At 71.6% G+C, this 17,182-nt stretch carries 15 protein-coding genes; 6 read left to right on the top strand and 9 right to left on the bottom strand.

What is annotated here, in order from left to right; translation table 11 throughout:
- Positions 1 to 414: a roadblock/LC7 domain-containing protein gene (locus ACIBO1_RS22225; RefSeq protein WP_350699522.1), complete on the top strand. Its 414-nt coding sequence runs from the start codon at positions 1 to 3 to the stop codon at positions 412 to 414.
- A gap of 94 nt (positions 415 to 508) precedes the next feature.
- Here the strand turns inward: ACIBO1_RS22225 and ACIBO1_RS22220 are convergent, their stop codons facing one another.
- Complete coding sequence (locus tag ACIBO1_RS22220) at positions 509 to 1,927, bottom strand: serine hydrolase domain-containing protein (protein ID WP_396749475.1); 1,419 nt, start codon at positions 1,925 to 1,927, stop codon at positions 509 to 511.
- Positions 1,928 to 2,013: 86 nt separating this feature from the next.
- On the opposite strand from ACIBO1_RS22220, the gene ACIBO1_RS22215 reads away from it, so the two are divergent.
- Positions 2,014 to 3,138, top strand: coding sequence for a sensor histidine kinase (locus ACIBO1_RS22215; RefSeq protein ID WP_396749473.1), 1,125 nt, complete (start codon positions 2,014 to 2,016; stop codon positions 3,136 to 3,138).
- Positions 3,135 to 3,785 carry a response regulator gene (locus tag ACIBO1_RS22210; RefSeq protein WP_396749471.1) on the top strand — a complete coding sequence of 217 codons (651 nt, stop codon included), beginning with the start codon at positions 3,135 to 3,137 and terminating at the stop codon, positions 3,783 to 3,785. Before ACIBO1_RS22215 ends, ACIBO1_RS22210 begins: the two co-directional genes overlap by 4 nt.
- A 29-nt stretch (positions 3,786 to 3,814) precedes the next feature.
- Here ACIBO1_RS22210 and ACIBO1_RS22205 read toward each other — a convergent pair whose 3' ends face one another.
- Positions 3,815 to 5,050, bottom strand: coding sequence for an MFS transporter (locus ACIBO1_RS22205; protein ID WP_396749468.1), 1,236 nt, complete (start codon positions 5,048 to 5,050; stop codon positions 3,815 to 3,817).
- A gap of 141 nt (positions 5,051 to 5,191) precedes the next feature.
- Positions 5,192 to 6,682, bottom strand: coding sequence for a GH1 family beta-glucosidase (locus ACIBO1_RS22200; protein WP_396749466.1), 1,491 nt, complete (start codon positions 6,680 to 6,682; stop codon positions 5,192 to 5,194).
- A gap of 963 nt (positions 6,683 to 7,645) precedes the next feature.
- Between ACIBO1_RS22200 and ACIBO1_RS22195 the strand changes: the two genes are divergently transcribed.
- Positions 7,646 to 10,549 (top strand): glycoside hydrolase family 48 protein, encoded by a 2,904-nt coding sequence (locus ACIBO1_RS22195; protein ID WP_396749733.1) that lies wholly within the window; start codon positions 7,646 to 7,648, stop codon positions 10,547 to 10,549.
- 284 nt (positions 10,550 to 10,833) lie between these two features.
- Here the strand turns inward: ACIBO1_RS22195 and ACIBO1_RS22190 are convergent, their stop codons facing one another.
- Positions 10,834 to 11,556 (bottom strand): DUF3159 domain-containing protein, encoded by a 723-nt coding sequence (locus tag ACIBO1_RS22190; RefSeq protein WP_396749730.1) that lies wholly within the window; start codon positions 11,554 to 11,556, stop codon positions 10,834 to 10,836.
- 87 nt (positions 11,557 to 11,643) lie between these two features.
- On the opposite strand from ACIBO1_RS22190, the gene ACIBO1_RS22185 reads away from it, so the two are divergent.
- Both ACIBO1_RS22185 and ACIBO1_RS22180 read left to right on the top strand, forming a co-directional pair.
- The gene (locus ACIBO1_RS22185) at positions 11,644 to 12,525 is read left to right on the top strand and encodes a phosphatase PAP2 family protein (protein ID WP_396749464.1); all 882 of its coding nucleotides are present in this window, start codon (positions 11,644 to 11,646) and stop codon (positions 12,523 to 12,525) included.
- Positions 12,526 to 12,528: 3 nt separating this feature from the next.
- Entirely contained in the window at positions 12,529 to 13,215 is a 687-nt protein-coding gene (locus ACIBO1_RS22180) for a maleylpyruvate isomerase N-terminal domain-containing protein (RefSeq protein WP_396749461.1), read from the top strand.
- Positions 13,216 to 13,296: 81 nt separating this feature from the next.
- Here ACIBO1_RS22180 and ACIBO1_RS22175 read toward each other — a convergent pair whose 3' ends face one another.
- From ACIBO1_RS22175 to ACIBO1_RS22155, 5 genes are all read right to left on the bottom strand, one after another.
- A complete protein-coding gene (locus ACIBO1_RS22175) occupies positions 13,297 to 13,689 on the bottom strand; it encodes a hypothetical protein (protein ID WP_396749459.1) in 393 nt (130 codons plus the stop codon).
- Positions 13,667 to 13,948, bottom strand: coding sequence for a hypothetical protein (locus tag ACIBO1_RS22170; protein WP_396749457.1), 282 nt, complete (start codon positions 13,946 to 13,948; stop codon positions 13,667 to 13,669). Before ACIBO1_RS22170 ends, ACIBO1_RS22175 begins: the two co-directional genes overlap by 23 nt.
- Positions 13,949 to 14,275: 327 nt before the next feature.
- The gene (locus ACIBO1_RS22165) at positions 14,276 to 14,701 is read right to left on the bottom strand and encodes a DUF6210 family protein (RefSeq protein WP_396749455.1); all 426 of its coding nucleotides are present in this window, start codon (positions 14,699 to 14,701) and stop codon (positions 14,276 to 14,278) included.
- Between the two features lie 222 nt (positions 14,702 to 14,923).
- Positions 14,924 to 15,787 carry a DUF1028 domain-containing protein gene (locus ACIBO1_RS22160; protein ID WP_396749452.1) on the bottom strand — a complete coding sequence of 288 codons (864 nt, stop codon included), beginning with the start codon at positions 15,785 to 15,787 and terminating at the stop codon, positions 14,924 to 14,926.
- Between the two features lie 55 nt (positions 15,788 to 15,842).
- Positions 15,843 to 17,168 carry a low temperature requirement protein A gene (locus ACIBO1_RS22155; RefSeq protein WP_396749450.1) on the bottom strand — a complete coding sequence of 442 codons (1,326 nt, stop codon included), beginning with the start codon at positions 17,166 to 17,168 and terminating at the stop codon, positions 15,843 to 15,845.
- Between the last annotated feature and the right edge of the window lie 14 nt (positions 17,169 to 17,182).

The following is a 17,182-nucleotide window of genomic DNA, read 5'->3' as shown; positions in this document are numbered from 1 at the left end:
TTGTCGCAGCAGGCTCGGGATCTGAGCTGGCTGGTCAGCGCATTCGCGGATCGGGTGCCGGGAGTGGCACACGCGATCGTGGTGTCCTCCGACGGGCTGCTGGTGGCGATATCGGACAACCTGCCCCGGGACCACGCCGACAAACTCGCCGCCGTCACGTCGGGCCTGATGAGCATCACCGCCGGTGCCGCGCAGATGTTCGACGGTGACGTGGTCAAGCAGACCGTCGTCGAGATGGGCCGGGGCTACTTCCTGGTGATGCAGGTCCGCGACGGATCGATCCTGGCCACCCTCGCCGCGGCGGACGCCGACATCGGCGTGGTCGGCTACGAGATGGCGCGGCTGGCCAAGCAGGCCGGGGACATGTTGACCCCGGCGCTGCGCGCCGAGTTGCAGCAGGCCCTGCCCCGCTGACCTGCTCTGTTCGCGTCGCTCGCGGGCCAGGCGGCCCGATGTGGTCCGAGGCCGACGGGCTGCGGCCGGCGTACCGGCGGGCGGCGACGACCCGTCACGAGGCGCGGCCGCGTCGCGTGTGCAGCTGCCGTAGCCGGGCGGCGAGCACGAGCAGGCCGGCAGCGGCGGTGACGGCGAGCAGCGCGACGAACGTCGGGTACAGGTACGTGGTCTGCCACCACGAGATGTCTCGTCCCCGATAGAGTGAACCGGCGATCCGGTGCAGCGTGACCAGCAGCGCGATCGGCGCGGTCAGCGTCAGCAGGCGCAGCGTGGTGCCCAGACGGTGTCGTGGCCGGTCGGCCCAGCGGCGGGCCCGCCGCACACCGCGTGCCGCGAGCAGGACGACCGCTGGTACGCCGGCCAGCAGCAGCACGTCGATCCACGCCGGTGACGGGCCGGGCCGCCCGACCGGCCGGCCCTCGATGAGATCCACGAGCAGGTCGCCGAGTTCGGGGGCGTCGGCGTGTCCGGTGCGGGCGTTGCTGAGTACGGCGATGCCGTATCCGCTGGCGGGCAGCACCGCGTGGTAGGCGGTGAAGGTGAGCATGTGCCCGCTGTGGTGGCGCAGCGGCGCCCCAGAGTCGGTGGTGCCGACGTACCACCCGAAGCCGTGGCCGAAGTGCGACGGACGGTGCGTCTCGGCCAGGCCGGTCGCTGAGAGCACCGGCCGGGACTGCGGGTCCTGCTGAAAGATCAGCCAACGGGACAGGTCGTGGGCGGTGCTGAGGACGCCGCCGGAACCGGCGCCGAAGGCCGGCGGTTCGGGCAGCGCCACCGACAGTCCGGCGATCCTGATGTGTCCACGGCTGCTGGTCGGCAGGTCTGCCGAGACGTTGGCGGACCTGCTGTCGTGCATGCCCAGCGGCCCGAAGACGTGCCGGCGCAGGTAGTCGGCGAACGGTTCGCCGCTGACGACCTCGACGATCCGGGCGGCGAGCTGGTAGTTGGGGTTGTGGTAGTCGAAGCGGGCACCGGGATCGGCGGCCAGGTCGGCGGTGCGTAGCAGGGTGACCGCCTCGGCCAGCGTCTGCGGGACCGGACCGCTGAACGGCCGGTACGTGGTGTCCGACAGGCCCGAGGTGTGGTGCAGCAACTGCCGGACGGTGATCCGGTCGGACCGGTCGTCGCGGGTGGTGAAGTCGGGCAGGTACCGGCGCACCTGCGCGTCGAGGTCGATGCGGCCGGCGTCGGCCAGTTGCGCCACGGCCACGCCGGTGAACGCCTTGCTGACCGAGGCCACCGCCAGCACGGTGCGGTCGGTGACCGGGTCGCCCTCGGCGGTGTGCCCGTACCCGGCGGTGTGCACCACCTCCCGACCTCGGGTGACGGCGACGGCCACGCCGGGAGTGCCGGTGGCCTCGCGCCAGCGGGTCACGACGGTGTCGATGGCCGCCGCGTCGACCGGGCCGGACACGGTGATGGGGGTGGGCGCGGCGGTAAGGGCGACCGCGAGCAGGACGGTGGCGAGCATGGGATGGAGACTGCCGCCGGGCGGTCCCCGGGCGCATCGGACCGTGGTCCGATCCGCGGCGGCGGGGGCGGGATTACCGTGAGGGCGTGACGTACCGGCGATGGGTGGGGGAGGCGACGACCAAGCTGTCACTGGTGGTGGCCGATCTCGCGGTGGCCGTCGCGGTGGTGGCGGCGGGTGTGCTGATGCGGCCGCCCGGAGCGGGTCTGGTCGCCGGGGTGGCGGCCGGGTGCGTCGGCCTGCCGCTGGTGCTGCGGCGGACCGCCCCGGTGCCGGTGCTGGTCGCGGTGACGGCGGCCGGGGCGGCGGCGCTGGTGGTCGGCCTGCGGCCGGAGGTGGTGATCTGGGCGGTGGCGTACGCGCTGTACCCGGTGGCGCTCGCCGGAGGGCGTAGCGCCGTGATCGGTCTGGCCGGCGCGCTGGCCGGGGTGCTGCTGGTCGGGGTGCTCGACGCCGTCAGCACGTGGCTGCCGCTGTACGGTGAGACCGAGCCGGGTGTCGAGTCGTTCGGGAGCACTCCGGTGACGGCGGTCGGGTACGCGGTCGTGGTCATCGTCGGCGTCTGGGCTCTCGGACGCTGGGTCGGCGCCCGCCGGTGGTACGCCGCGCAACTCGGCGAGGCCCGTACCCGCCAGGCGGTGGCCGAGGAGCGGTTGCGGCTCGCCCGGGAGGTGCACGACGTGGTCGGGCACAACCTGAGCCTGATCGCGATGAAGGCGGCGGTCGCCAATCACGTGGGCGCCGACCGGGAGGCGACGTTGCAGACGATCGAGACGATCAGCCGGACCGCGTTGGACGACGTCCGGGCCGTGCTCGACGACGGACACGACGACCTGCCGGACCTCGCCGGCCTGGACGCCCTGGTGGCACAGGCGCGGGCGGCTGGTCTTCAGGTCGTGGTCGACCGCGGTGACCTGTCGGCGGTGCCGGCAGGTGTGCAGGCGTCGGCGTACCGGATCGTGCAGGAGGCGTTGACCAACGTCCGGCGTCATGCCGACGCCCGACGGTGCCGGATCGCGGTGAGGGCCGGTGCCGGTGTCCTGCGGGTGGAGGTGGTGGACGACGGGACCGCCGGGTCGCCGTCCGTGGTGTCCGCTCGGGGGCTGGCCGGGATGCGAGATCGGGCGGTGGGCCACGGCGGCACGTTCGCGGCCGGCCCGGAACCGGCCGGTGGGTTCGGTGTCCGGGCGACCCTGCCGTTCGCGGCATGACCGGGGCGTCCGTGCGGGTGCTGATCGCCGACGACGAGCCGCTGTTCCGCGAGGCGCTGCGGGACCTGATCACGGCGACTCCGCAGATGACCGTGGCCGGTGAGGTGGGCACCGGTGCCGCTGCCGTCGAGTTCTGCCGACGGTGGCCGGTGGACGTGGTGCTGATGGACGTGCGGATGCCGGATCTGGACGGGATCGATGCCACCGCCCGGATCACAGCCCTGCCCGGTGCCACCCGGGTGTTGATCCTGACCACTTTCGATCTCGACGATCATGTGCACCGCGCGCTGCGCGCCGGTGCCAGTGGGTTCGTGCTCAAGGACATCAGCCCGGCGCGGCTGGTCGACGCGATCCGTATCGTGGCCGCTGGTGAGGCGCTGCTGGCGCCGAGCGTGACCCGTCGGCTGATCGCCGAGTTCACCCGTCGGCGGGCGGTGCGTCCGGTGCACGAGCTGACGCCGCGCGAACGCGAGGTGCTGACCCTGGTCGCGCGGGGCCGGTCCAACGCCGAGATCGAGGTGGCGTTGCACATCAGCCGGGGCACGCTCAAGACCCACGTCGGGCGGCTGCTGACCAAGCTCGGGGCCCGGGACCGGGCGCAGTTGGTCATCGCCGGTTACGAGGCCGGGCTCGTCGACGACGGCTGAGGACCGGGAGCGGGATGCGCCCCGTCGGCCTATCTCAGGCCGAGGGCGCCGGGGGTGCCGCGTCGGGAGGCGAGCCACCAGGCGACGGTGGCGGTGACGGCGATGACCCCGCTGAACACGAACGGTGCCTCGATGCCGGCGCTGGCGGCGAGCGCGCCGCCGGCCAGTGCGCCCAGCGCGGTACAGCTGTAGGTGAGCATGCGGGAGGCGGCGATCACCCGGCCGAGTAGGCCGCCGGGCACGAGTCGTTGCCGGACGGACAGGGCGGCCACGTTGAGCACGGCGAACGCCGCGCTGGTGGTGACCACCACGACCACGGCGGCGGCGCGGTGCGGGGTGACGGCCAGCAGCACCGGGACACCGGCGGTGACGGCCATCGACCAGGTGAGCACGTGGCGGTGGCGGAAGCGGGCGACCAGCCGGTCGGCGGCGAACGAGCCGATCAGGCCCCCTGCGGCGCCGGTGGCCAGCAGCAGGCCGAAGCCGAACGCGCCGAGGCCGAGGGCGTCGCGGGCGTAGAGCACGAAGATCGCGAACCAGGCGGTGTCGGCGGCGGCCACGGCGGCGGTGACCAGCACCAGGGTACGCAGCATCGGCTGGCGGATCAGCCACCGCAGGCCGGCCAGGATGCCGTCGCCCTCGGCGTTCGACGTCTCGTCGGTGGTGGGCGCGCTGGTGGCTCGGTGGGCCAGGGTCAGCGGCAGGGAGAGCACGAGCATCACGGCCAGGGCGAGGGTGGCGCCGTTGACGGCGAAGGGAATGGCCGCGCCGGCGACGAACAGCATCGCGCCCACCGGGGGACCGACGAACTCGTTGCCGACGATCTCCCCGGCCACGAGCCGCCCGTTGGCCTTCTCCAGGTGGGCGTCGGCGACGAGCCGGGGTACGGCGGTCTGGGCGGCGGTGTCGCGGAGGGTCTCGCCGATGCCGAGTAGGAACGCGGCGGCGACGACCAGGGCGATGGTGGCCCAGCCCAGGGCCACTGCGGTAGCGAGGGTGGCCAGCACCACGACCCGGGCGGTGTCGGCGGCGGCGAGCAGGGTGCGGGCGCTGCGGCGGTCGGCGAGGGCGCCGGCGAGCAGCCCGGAGACGAGCCAGGGCAGGAACTGGGCGGCGGCGACGGCGGCGACGGCCAGCGGGTCGTCGGTGAGTGCCGCGGCGAGTAGCGGGAACGCGGCGACGCGGATGCCGTCACCCAGGTTGGCCAGGGCGGCGGCGCTCCAGAACGTCCAGAACGGCCGCCCTAACGGGGCGCGATCGATCATGCGGCCGACCCTAGTGCAGGGCCGGTGGCGGGCGTGGTCCCGCGTCGCTGCCGCAACGGTGCGGGTCACGGCCGGAGGTGGGCGGTTAGCAGGGGTCCCCTGCTATGCATGAGGCGTTAGCAGGGGACCCCTCCTTACACCTCAGAGGGCGTTGTCGGCGATGACCTGGCGGTACCAGTGGGCGCTGCGCTTGAAGACGCGGCGCTGGGTGGCGTAGTCGACGTAGATCAGACCCCAGCGCTGGTCGTAGCCCTCGGCCCACTCGAAGTTGTCGAGCAGCGACCAGACGTGGAAGCTCTCCAGCGGCACGCCGTCGGTGACGGCGCGGTGGGCGGCGGCGAGGTGGTCGCGCAGGAAGGTGACCCGGCCGGTGTCCTCGACGGTGCCGTCGGCGGCGAGTACGTCGGGGGTGGGCAGGCCGTTCTCGGTCACGGTGAGCGGGATGGGGCCGTAGTCGCGGGTGACCCGGGTCAGGATGTCGTACATGCCGTCGGGGTAGATCTGCTGCCACTCCGCCTCGGAGGTGGGCCAGCGGCTGACGGTGCCGCCGTTGGCGGTGACGTAGATCGGGGTGTAGTACTGCACCGCGAGCAGGTCGATGGGGGAGGAGATGATCTCCACGTCGCCGTCGCGGATGCCGCGCACCATGCGGCTGTCCGGCCCGAGGTCGGCCAGGACGTCCTCGGGGTAGCTGCCCTTGAGGGCGGAGTCGAGGTAGAGGCGGTTCTCGTAGCCGTCGTAGAGGCGGGCGGCCTCGGCGGCGGCGGGGGAGTCGTCGGCGGGGTAGCAGGGGTGCAGGTTGAAGGCCGGGCCGATGCGGCCGGTGCTGCTGGTCTCGCGGAGTGCGCGGACCGCGAGACCGTGGGCCAGCTGCAGGTGGTGGGCGACCAGGTAGGCGGCGTCGGGGTCGCGCAGGCCGGGGGCGTGGTGGCCGGTGAGGTAGCCGTTCTGCACCACGGTCTTGGGTTCGTTGATGGTCAGCCAGACCGGGACGCGGTCGCCGAGGGCGTCGAAGAGGATGGCGGCGTAGTCGGCGAAGCGCTGGGCGACGTCGCGGGACTCCCATCCGCCGGTGTTCTGCAACGCCTGAGGCAGGTCCCAGTGGAACAGGGTGGCCATCGGGGAGATGCCTCGTTCGTGCAGGCCGTCGACGAGGCGGCGATAGAAGTCGAGGCCGCGTTGGTTGGCGGGGCCGGTGCCGTCGGGCTGGATGCGCGGCCAGGAGATGGAGAACCGGTAGCTGCGCAGCCCCAGGTCGCGCATCAGATCGAGGTCGTCGGCGTAGCGGTGGTAGTGGTCGGCGGCGACGTCTCCGGTGTCGCCGTTGCGGATGCGCCCGGGAGCGTGGCTGAAGGTGTCCCAGACCGATTCGCCGCGGCCGTCTTCCTTGGCGGCGCCCTCGATCTGGTAGGCGGAGGTGGCCGCGCCCCAGCCGAAGTTCTGTGGGAAGGGCAGCCGGACCGCCGGGCTGGTGTCCGGTGCGGTGCGGTCGGTGTCGCCGGGCTGGCAGCCGGCGAGGGTCGCGGCGCCGGCTGCCGCGGCGGTGGTGCCGATGGCGGCGCCCGCGGGGGTGACGGCCGTGGCCGAGAGCGCCGCGTGGCGCAGCAGGTCGCGCCGGGTGAGTATCGACATGAGTTCTCCTCGTGGATGGTTGACCGCCTGAGCCCTCGGGAGCGCTCCCAATACAGGGTAAAGGGTGGGCGGTGCCCGCCAAGGGCCGGATCGTCGCAGGTCGGGGCTGCCTTGGCGGCGGGGACGGCTGAGAGTGGGAAAGATGGCGCTGCCGGTCGGGCATCGGGGTCGGCGGGACCGGGGTGCGCTGAGCTCCGCAGGGCGCGGACCGGGGTGGCGCGCCCGGGGCGGTCGGCGGGCGTCGCACGGTCGGCGGGCGGGTCGACTGCCGTTGCGGGGCGCGCGTGTGACGCGCGTCTGACCCGTCGGCCTCTTTTCCCATCGTGAACGGGGGTTTAGTGTGGGGACGGGGGAGGGCAACCCCCGTCCCCACTGTGTTGCGGTACACGCACGGGCGGATTTGGCGTCCCAGTCGTGCGTGTCGCGCGGGAGCCGGGCCACGCGAGTGGCTTGAGGTCCACCTCCCTCCACTGTGGTGGGGCGGCGGCTGACGGCGGTGTCCGGGCTGGCCCGCCGTCGGCCTCTGGTCTACTCCCCGGCGCTGTGGGCACAGCCCCGGGTGATCTTCTTTTTGGAACCTTGTCGATGGAAGCGCTCCCATCGACGTTGCTGCGACTGTAACGCCCGTCACGGCTTTGTGAAAGCCCCAAAACGAGATCGAAACAAGCCGGTGTTTCCGGAAGTTCCTGTGCTGGATCTGGGAGCGCTTCCATGGCAGACTGTCGATCGACCGCGTGGAGCCAGATACGCGTGAGTGCAGGTTGCCGAGGGCAGCCCGGCTTGTCCGGTACGGCGTCCTGATCGCAGCGGGGAGCAGCAGTCGTGCGACGGCGCCCCCGCCGCTCCCGGCCTCGTGCCGACAGAGAGACCACCATCCACTTGGCGCCTCGCGGACACCCTGTCGGCGTGGCGTCGCGCCGGGGCGGCACCGTCCCCGGCCTGGTCCGAGGAGACACCGCGCAGATGAAGAATCTGGCAAGACGTCGGCGCATGGCGTGGCTCGCCGCCGCGGCGCTGGCGATCGGCGGGGTGACCGTCCCCGCCGCCGCCGCACAGGCCGCACCGGCCTGCGACGTGGTCTACGCGACGAACGACTGGAGCAACGGCTTCACCGCCAACGTCACCGTCAAGAATCTGGGTGACCCGATCACCGGCTGGACGCTGAAGTTCGCCTTCCCCGGCAACCAGCGCGTCACCCAGGGCTGGTCGGCCCGCTGGACCCAAAGCGGCAACGAGGTCACCGCCGTCAACGAGTCGTACAACGGCAACCTGGCCACCGGCGCCAGCACCACCATCGGCTTCAACGGCTCCTACAGCGGCAGCAATCCCAAGCCGACGTCCTTCTCGGTCAACGGGGTCACCTGCGGCGGCGTGCCGCAGCAGCCGCCGACGGTGAGCCTGTCGGTGCCCGCCGGCCCGTTCGTGGCCCCGGCCGACGTGCCGCTGACCGCCACGGCCAGCGACGCCGACGGCACCATCACCAAGGTCGAGTTCTACCGCAACGGGTTGCTGGTCAACACCGACACCACCGCCCCGTACGCGTACACGCTGGAGGACCTGCCGGCCGGTGCGTACACGGTGCAGGCGCGGGCGTACGACAACGCCAACCTCTCGGCGGTGGCCGAGCGGTCCTTCACCGTCACCGCGGCCACCGGGCCGGCGCTGGTCGCCACCCCGACGTCGGTCAGCGTGCCGGAGGGCGGCACCTCGACGTTCAACCTCAAGTTGGACCGGGCGCCCACCTCGAACGTGGCGGTGAGCCTGGCGCGCACCGGTGACTCGGACATCAGCGTCACCCCGTCCACGGTCACGTTGACTCCGAGCAACTGGAGCACCGGCGTCACCGTGACCGTCGCGGCGGCGGAGGACGCCGACACCGTCGGCGGCACCGCCACCATCACCGCCTCGGCCACCGGCTACGCGCCGCTGGCGATCACCGCCACCGAGATCGACAACGACGTGCCCGGTGGCGGCGACGGCGAGTACGTGGAGCGGTTCCTCGCCCAGTACGGCAAGATGAAGAACTCGGGCTACTTCAGCCCCGAGGGTGTGCCGTACCACTCGATCGAGACGCTGATCGTCGAGGCGCCGGACCACGGCCACCAGACCACCTCCGAGGCGTTCAGCTTCTGGCTGTGGCTGGAGGCGTACTACGGGCGGGTGACCCAGAACTGGGCGCCGTTCAACAACGCCTGGACCGTGATGGAGAAGTACATCATCCCGTCCTCGGCCGACCAGCCGACCGCCGGCTCCGCCGGTGACGCCAGCTACGCCGCCGAGCACGACCTGCCCAACCAGTACCCGTCGCAGTTGGAGACCTCGGTCCCGGTGGGCCGCGACCCGCTGCGCTCGGAGCTGCAGCAGTCCTACGGCACCGGCGACATCTACGGCATGCACTGGCTGCTCGACGTCGACAACACCTACGGCTTCGGGCGCTGCGGCGACGGCACCACTCGGCCGGCGTACATCAACACCTTCCAGCGGGGCACCCAGGAGTCGGTGTGGGAGACCGTGCCGCAGCCGTCCTGCGACACGTTCCGCCACGGCGGCCAGTACGGCTACCTCGACCTGTTCGTCAAGGAGTCCAACGCCCCGGCGCGGCAGTGGAAGTACACCAACGCCCCGGACGCCGACGCCCGTGCCGTACAGGCCGCCTACTGGGCGCTGACCTGGGCCAAGGAGCAGAACAAGCAGGCCGACGTGGCGGCCACCGTGACCAAGGCCGCCAAGATGGGCGACTACCTGCGGTACGCCATGTTCGACAAGTACTTCAAGCGGATCGGCAACTGCGTCGGGGCCAGCCAGTGCCCCGCCGGTAGCGGCCGCGACTCCGCGCACTACCTGCTGTCCTGGTACTACGCCTGGGGCGGCGCGTACGAGACCAGCCAGAACTGGTCGTGGCGCATCGGCTCCAGCCACAGCCACTTCGGCTACCAGAACCCGTTCGCGGCGTGGGCGCTGACCAACGTCAACGAACTCAAGCCGCGCTCGTCCACGGCGGCGGCGGACTGGACCAACAGCCTCAACCGGCAGCTGGAGTTCTACACCTGGCTCCAGTCGGCCGAGGGCGGCATCGCCGGTGGCGCGACCAACAGCTGGGGCGGGCACTACGGCACGCCGCCGGCCGGTACGTCCACCTTCTACGGCATGTTCTACGACGTCGACCCGGTCTACAACGACCCGCCGTCGAACCAGTGGTTCGGCATGCAGGCCTGGTCGATGCAGCGCATCGCCGAGCTGTACCTGGTCAGCGGCAACGCCAAGGCCAAGGCGCTGCTCGACAAGTGGGTGCCGTGGGCGATCGCCAACACCACGCTGGGTGCCAACTGGTCCATCCCGTCGGACATGGCGTGGAGCGGACAGCCGACCACCTGGAACCCGAACAACCCGCAGCCCAACACCAACCTGCACGTCGAGGTGACGGTCAAGGGCCAGGACGTCGGCGTCGCCGCCGCCTACGCCCGCACGCTGATCGCGTACGCGGCGAAGTCGGGCAACGCGGCGGCGAAGACCACCGCCAAGGGCCTGTTGGACGCCCTGCACGCCAACAGCGACGCGCAGGGTGTCTCGACGGTGGAGAAGCGGGGCGACTACCGCCGCTTCGACGACGTCTACGACGCCTCCACGGGGCAGGGCCTCTACATCCCGCAGGGATGGAGCGGGCGCATGCCCAACGGTGACGCCATCGCCCCGGGCAAGAGCTTCCTGGACATCCGGTCGTTCTACAAGAACGACCCGGCGTGGCCCAAGGTCCAGGCATACCTCGACGGTGGGCCGGAGCCGGAGTTCCGCTACCACCGGTTCTGGGCACAGGCGGACATCGCCATGGCGTACGCCGACTACGGGAAGTTGTTCCCCAACGGCTGACCGAAACTCCTCCGGGTGGGCGGTGACCCACCCGGAGGTCTCGGCCGGGCCTCGGGGGTAGAGGCAGGTACCGGCCGAATGACGGCCTGACACCCACGGTCAGGCCGGGGTGGGTCGGCCCCTCTGGCCGACGCAGCGGAGCGGTCGACCCACCCCACCGCCCCGATCGTGAGGGCGGGTACGCAGATCGCGGAAAAAAGTGACCGCCCCGGGATCACAACCCGGCCCGGGACGGAGTAACGTACATCACCGGAGAGGCCGCTCCCCCCGTGGCGGCCTCTCCCTTATTGTGCGGGCTCTTTACCGTCCGCCCCGGCGCTCGACGCCGCTTCCGCGCCCGCCTCCGGCACCACCGGATGCCGCACCCCCGGATGACCGGCCGGCAGCGACCGGCGGATCACCGCCCAACTCACCGCCAACGCCGCGGCCACCAACGGCCACGTCATCCCCACCCGGGCCGCCGCCAGACCCAACACCTGCCCGCTTAGGTACAGCGGCACGAACACCGCCAGCCGCAACACGTAGGTCGCCGTCCAGACCCAACTGGCCCGCCCGTACGCCCGCAGCAACGCCGGATCGCGCCGCCACCGCCCCCGCTGACCCAACGCCGTGCCCACCACCACACCCAGCAGCGGCCACCGCAGCACGATGCTGGCCGCCCACGCCAGGGCACTGGCCGCGTTGGCCAGCAACTGCACGAGGAAGAAGTCCTCGGCCCGCCCGGTACGCACCACCACCAGCGCGGCCACACAGACGGCCAACAACCCGATCACCACCGACCGGGGCCGGTCACCGCGCCGCAGCCGCCACCCGGCCACCACCGCTCCGGCCACCAGCGCCGCCGCGACACCGACGCGCACCGACTGGCCGGCCACTAGCCACCCCACGGTGAAAGCCAGCGGAGGTACCGTGGCGTCGATCGCCCCCTGCCGCCCACCGAGCAGGTCGGCCAACGACTCCGGCCGCTGCACCGCCGCCGGGTCGCGTTCCGACGTACCGGTCACCATCTCCTCCTTCACCTGCGCCCCAACCTATCCCTGCGACATCGGCGGGCCACCGGTCATCCGGCCCCACCGTGCCGCTAAGTTGTCCGGGTGCGCGTGACGCCCCGGGGTGGGACTGCGGTCTGGCTCGTCGTCCTGGCCCTCATCCAGGTGGCGGCCTTCATCGCCGTGTGGCGCCTGGCCCTCTACACCGGGCTCGGCCAATGGATCGACACCGTGGCCCTGACCGGCAACCGGATCGGCCGCGACCACATCCAGGAACCCGTCGACCGCATCCTCAACGCCATGTCCGTGGTGTCCCTACTCGCGGTCACCATCACCATCGGGTTCATCGCCCTCATCCGAGGCCGGATCGCCCTCGCCGTCGCCGCCACCGCGCTGATCGCCGGCGCCAACGTCAGCACCCAACTGCTCAAGTACGGCCTGGCCCGCCCCGACTACGGCATCGACCCCGAACGCGCGTTCGTCGGCAACAGCCTGCCCAGCGGCCACACCACCGTCGCCGCCTCCGTGGCCGTCGCCCTGGTGCTGGTGCTGCCACCCCGGGTCCGCGCCCTCGGCGCGGTCATCGGCGCCACCTACGCCGCCGCCGCCGGAGTCGCCACCCTGTCGGCCGGCTGGCACCGCCCCAGCGACGCCGTCGCGGCGTACCTCGTCGTCGGCGTCTGGGCGGCCCTGGCCGGACTCCTGCTGCTGGTCACCCAACGCGAACAGGCCGAGGTGGAACCGGGCGACGCGCACCGGCTCACCGCCACCCTGCTCGGCGTCGGCGGCCTCCTGGTAATCGCCGGTTGCGCCCTGGCCCTCTGGTGGCTCATCGGCGTCCGCGGCACACCCCCGCAGGCACTCGGCCGCCGCCCCCTGTTCCTCGGGTACGCCGGCAGCGCCGCCGGGATCGTCGGCACGATGGGCGTGGTGATGGCCCTCGTGCTGGCCTCCGTGCACCGCATCGTCCCCCGCCACCAGGGCTGACCCGTGCCCGTCGACTTGTTCGAGCCGGTCCGCGACGCCTTCGCCGACGAGTGCGCCCGGCTGAGCGAGGTGCTCACCATCCTCGACGACGCGGATCTGACCCGCCCCACCGACTGCCCGCCCTGGAACCTGGCGCAACTGCTGGCGCACGTCCACACCGGCGTCGGCCGGTTGGCCGACATGCTGGCCGGCCCGGCACCCGCCCAGGCACGTGTCGACGCCGCCGAGTACTTCGGCGCGGCCAAGTTCACCCCACAGGTCGACGCCGACCGGATCGCCTCCGCGCAAGCCTCTGGAGACCTCGACAGCGCCTCCCGGGCGGCCGCCGACTTCGACCGCGCCTGGCGGGCCACGGTGGCGGCCGTCGACGCGTACCCGCCGGACCGGGTGGTGCGCACCCGGCACGGTGACGCGATGACGGTGACCGAGTTCCTGCGTACCCGGGTGCTGGAGGTCGGGGTGCACGGCCTGGACCTGGCCGCCGCCCTGGACCGACCGGCCTGGCTGACCCCCGCCGCCGCGCAGGTGATCGCCGACCTGCTCACCGGCGGGCAGGACGTCCCGGGGGAACTGGGCTGGGACCGGATGACCCTGATCGCCAAGGCCACCGGCCGCAGCCCGCGCAGCGCCGCCGAACAGGCCCTGCTCGACAGCGCGGGGCTGCGGCTGCTCTCCTTCGGCCGGAGTTAGGTAGATCCAATCTACGTAGACTCCGTCTACATAGATGGCGTGCGGTCGTCTCCCGTTCGGATCAAGGCGCGAGGTGCTGAGTCAGCCGGCGGTAGTCGTCGCTGCTGCGGGGGCCCAGTGAGTCAACCACTGCATGAAGGCAGTCGGGTCTCGCAGCTCAAGGTCACCGTCGGATTCCCACCTCAGCCAGTCGGGGCGGAGATATCCGATCACCGCCAACCGCCCATCGTCGGGTCCGAGCAGTTCGAGCCAGAGATCGGGCCACTGCATCCAGTCCATGACCGCGGTGTCGGGCCGTAGCGCCAGTGCCGTCCGCAGGTGAGTCAGCGCCTCTGCGTCACGCTGGTCGGCGAGGACGGGACGACGACCACGCCGCTTCCGGTGGGGTTCACCCGGCCCGGTCGAGTCGAAGATGCGGACCCGACTGGTCCTCTCGAACGTCTCGGCCACGTCAGCAAGGAGGGCGGTGGTCACGCTCGTCATTCTTGACGCGCAGTGGCGCGAGAGCCAGCAGGAATAGACGTACCGCCGAATCGTCAGTACGACCTCCCGCCATAGCGCTACTCGGCGATGGGACCATCGGCAGGTCTCCGTCGCCGTACCGGTCCTCGCGGGTGAGGATCGAGGCGTCATGGTCGAAGCTGGCCATGACGGTGGTGGCCAGGTCGATCCGGCCGGTGAACGTGCGCCAGTAGCTCAGTTCCTGCCAGGAATCACCGGAGGTCGGCAGCACGACGCACGCGTCGACGGCCAGGAGTCGGCGGAGTGCGGCACGGTCGTTTCGAGTCGTCGACGCGGCGAATGCCTCCGCTGCGGTGACGGCGTGACACCGAACCGGTTGCGATCCTCGATCACCTCGTGCAGCGGCTCGCCGACGTGCACCGAGCCGGCGACGTGGGCCAACAGTGCGGAACGGTCCAGGAGCAGCCGGACCGGCCGGTCGTCGTCGGGCGTCACGGCCGGCTGCCGGCCGGACCCGGCGCTCTCGTCCTATTCCGAAGCGGCGAAGGGCGGGGCGCCGGTCTCTGGCAGGGCCTGTGTTGCAGTCGGTGAGCGCTGCTCAATCCGAGTTGAGCCAGACGAGCACACCAGGGCCGTCCGGAGTGATCACCGGCAGCCATGCCTCGTCCGCCTCGCGGATCCGGCTCTCGTCCAGCCGCAGGGCGTGCGGCTTCTCGCTGTGTCCATCACACGCCCAGTAAGAGATGCCGCCGATGATCTGGCGGAGTCTGTTTCGCTCCTCGTCCGGCCATGAGTAGTTTCCCGTGCCAGCCCCACGGAAGTCCTTCTCGAACAACTGGCGAAATGCGTCCAAAGCGTCGGCGCTTGCCACCGGAACGAGGAAGCCCTGTACCTGCCCCTGTCGGCACGCTGTACCGCCGTACTGATGCTGGTAGAACACGCCAGTCCGGGCCTCCACGACTGCATAGAGCCACCCGCCGGCCATCCCGTCGGGGTCCAGGAAGACGAAGTGCCGTCTGCTCATGGTGCCAGTCTTCCTGGCAACCGGTCGTATACCGAACGAGATTCCGACCAGGCGGAAACGAAACCAGGGTGGTGTCCCAGACAGCCTGGCCAATCAAGATCACGCTCGATTCGGGATCGAGTGGTTCCCATCGCGCCAGGAGATCACTCGATCCTGGATCGAGCGTGATCATCTGCATGGACACCCCTTAACAACCAAGAGGCACGAACGAGCGAGGCGCGGTCAGGCGGGGGAGCGCGGTGCCGGGACGTGCGGGACGGCGGTGCGCAGGTGGGCCAGGACGACCGGGTCGATGCGGCCGGGCACCAGGCGTTCCTCCAGGTTCTCCATCCCGGCCCAGGCGACCAGGGCGTCCTCCGGCTCGGTCGGGTCGGCCGGGTGCCCGAGCGCGGTGAGGAGTCCGGCGACCTCGGCGGCGAGGGCGCCGGCCAGGGTGAGCAGGGTGGCCGGGTCGGGGCGGCTGAACATGCGGGTGTGCAGCGCGAGCAGCCGTTCCAGTTCGGTGATCGGGTCCGGGTGGTCGTCGACGCGCAGGTCGATGGCGACGTCGCCGGTGCCGGCGTACCCGCTGCCTTCTCGGACCACGAGCAGGGCGGCGCTCTGCTGGCCGCGGCGGTCTCCGCCGGCGGTCTGGCCGGCGCGCAGCGCGGCGACCAGGCGTTGCGCGAAGGGCAGGTCGGTGCCGGTGAGCCAGGTGTCGCGTAGGGCGTCGATCACCTCGGGGCCGGTGAGGATGTTGCCCTGGGCGGCCCAGCCGTCGCCGGCCTGGCCGCCGGCCCAGTCGCGGCAGTGCGGGCCGGTCCAGGTGGCGCCGGGGCCGGTGGCGGCGACCACGCCGAGTTGCCGGTGGTCGCGTTCCGGGTCGGCGGCGACGAGGCCGGCGACGACGTGGCCGGCGGGTACGCCGGTGCGCAGCAGGGCCAGTCCCTGCGGCCGGTAGGCGAGGTTCACGTGTGCCTGGGTGGCGATCGCGCCGAGGTCGGCCTCGGCGGCCGGGACGAGGGCGCCGGCGGCCAGGAAGCGGCTGGCCACGACGATGCCGTGCGTGCGGCCGTCGGTGGAGCGGGCGACGAGCGAGAAGGTCACGACAGCCAGGTTAGCGCTGGTCAGGGCCGTGTTGCCGGTGCCGGCCGCCGGGGTGTCAGAAGGGTGGGGCGGCTGGTTCGGGTGCCTTGTTGCGGGCCCGCAGGGAGTCGGTGAGGGCAACCACGCCGAGCACCACGAGGACCAGCACCTGCGAGTAGACCGGCGGGTGGTGTACGGCCAGCGGTACGGCGGCGGTCAGCAGCAGTGCGGAGATCCAGCGGGGTGCGGAGACGCGGTGGAACACCTCGTACTCGAAGCGGGCACGGCCGAGCAGGAACACCACCGGACCGCCGAGGATCATGACGATCCAGGCGGGTTCGGGGTGGTAGAGCGGGTGTTGGATGGCCAGTTCGTAGCCGACGGCGGTGGCGGTGAGCCCGATCACCATGACCAGGTGCGTGTCGGCGGCGGACCGGCCGATGCCGGCCGGTTGCCGGGCGTGGGCGACCGCCTCGGCGAGGATCTGGCCGGCACGCTGCACGTAGATGCGCCACAGCAGGATCGAGGTGGCCAGTGCCAGCGCGAATGCCACGGTCTGTGACGGTGGGTAGGGGCCGTCGCTGTAGGAGAAGCCGGCGACCAGCACGGTCTCGCCGAGGGCGATGAGGAAAAACTGCTGGTAGCGCTCGGCGAGGTGTTCGCTGGAGATGTCCCAGCGGGAGACCGTGGAGCGGCCCAGCCCGGGTACGGGGTAGCCGTACCGGCCGGAGACGTACTCCAGGCTCAGCGCGCTGGTCCAGAGGATCACCCGCAGGTTCACCGGCAGTGTCGCGCCGATGATCCACAGCACGCCGGAGGCAGTGAAGGTGATCGCGGTGCGGGCCTTCAGGGCCCGTTCGGGGGTGCCGTAGGCGAGCAGGATCAGTGGGCGGGCGACCTGTGCCACCACGTACGCGACCGCGAAAGCCAGCCCGGAGGCGGTGATCGCCTGGGGGATGGCCACGCCCATCACCATGCTGCAGACCAGTGCGATCATGACGATCAGCTGCACCCCGCCGTGGTATGGGTCGTAGCGGCTGGTCGCCCAGGCGGTGTTCTGCCACAGCGCCCAGAGCGCGAGCAGCAGCAGCAGTGTCTTCAGCCCGCCGGTCACCGGGGTCCAGCCGGAGGCGCCTCCGGGTTCCAGTGCCAGGTCCTCGAACGTGCGGGCGGAGATGCGGGTGAGGGCGAAGACGAAGACGAGGTCGAAGAAGAGTTCCAGGAACGTGGCCCGGCCGGGCTGGGACACCGGTTCCAGCCGACCGGCGAAACGCGTCACGGTCGGCCGTCTCGTACGCCGGTCCAGCTCATCCTGCTGTCGTAGCACCGTGCGGGGCAGCTCAGCGGGGTATTCCGGGAAGCCGACCAGATCTTGCTCGGCGGGTGCGGGAGCGGGCACCATCGACCGATGACGAC

The organism is Micromonospora sp. NPDC049903, assembly GCF_044460945.1.
Classification (GTDB): Bacteria; Actinomycetota; Actinomycetes; order Mycobacteriales; family Micromonosporaceae; genus Micromonospora.
The sequence above is the reverse complement of the archived record's forward strand: the minus strand, read 5'-3'. Positions and strand labels throughout refer to the sequence as shown.

Bases quoted from the DNA above. Each gene is read 5' to 3' on its own strand.
- ACIBO1_RS22205 (WP_396749468.1), bottom strand. From the start codon at position 5,050: ATGATCGATCGCGCCCCGTTAGGGCGGCCGTTCTGGACGTTCTGGAGC.
- ACIBO1_RS22210 (WP_396749471.1), top strand. From the start codon at position 3,135: ATGACCGGGGCGTCCGTGCGGGTGCTGATCGCCGACGACGAGCCGCTG.
- ACIBO1_RS22200 (WP_396749466.1), bottom strand. From the start codon at position 6,682: ATGTCGATACTCACCCGGCGCGACCTGCTGCGCCACGCGGCGCTCTCG.
- ACIBO1_RS22155 (WP_396749450.1), bottom strand. From the start codon at position 17,168: ATGGTGCCCGCTCCCGCACCCGCCGAGCAAGATCTGGTCGGCTTCCCG.
- ACIBO1_RS22220 (WP_396749475.1), bottom strand. From the start codon at position 1,927: ATGCTCGCCACCGTCCTGCTCGCGGTCGCCCTTACCGCCGCGCCCACC.
- ACIBO1_RS22195 (WP_396749733.1), top strand. From the start codon at position 7,646: ATGAAGAATCTGGCAAGACGTCGGCGCATGGCGTGGCTCGCCGCCGCG.
- ACIBO1_RS22165 (WP_396749455.1), bottom strand. From the start codon at position 14,701: ATGAGCAGACGGCACTTCGTCTTCCTGGACCCCGACGGGATGGCCGGC.
- ACIBO1_RS22190 (WP_396749730.1), bottom strand. From the start codon at position 11,556: ATGGTGACCGGTACGTCGGAACGCGACCCGGCGGCGGTGCAGCGGCCG.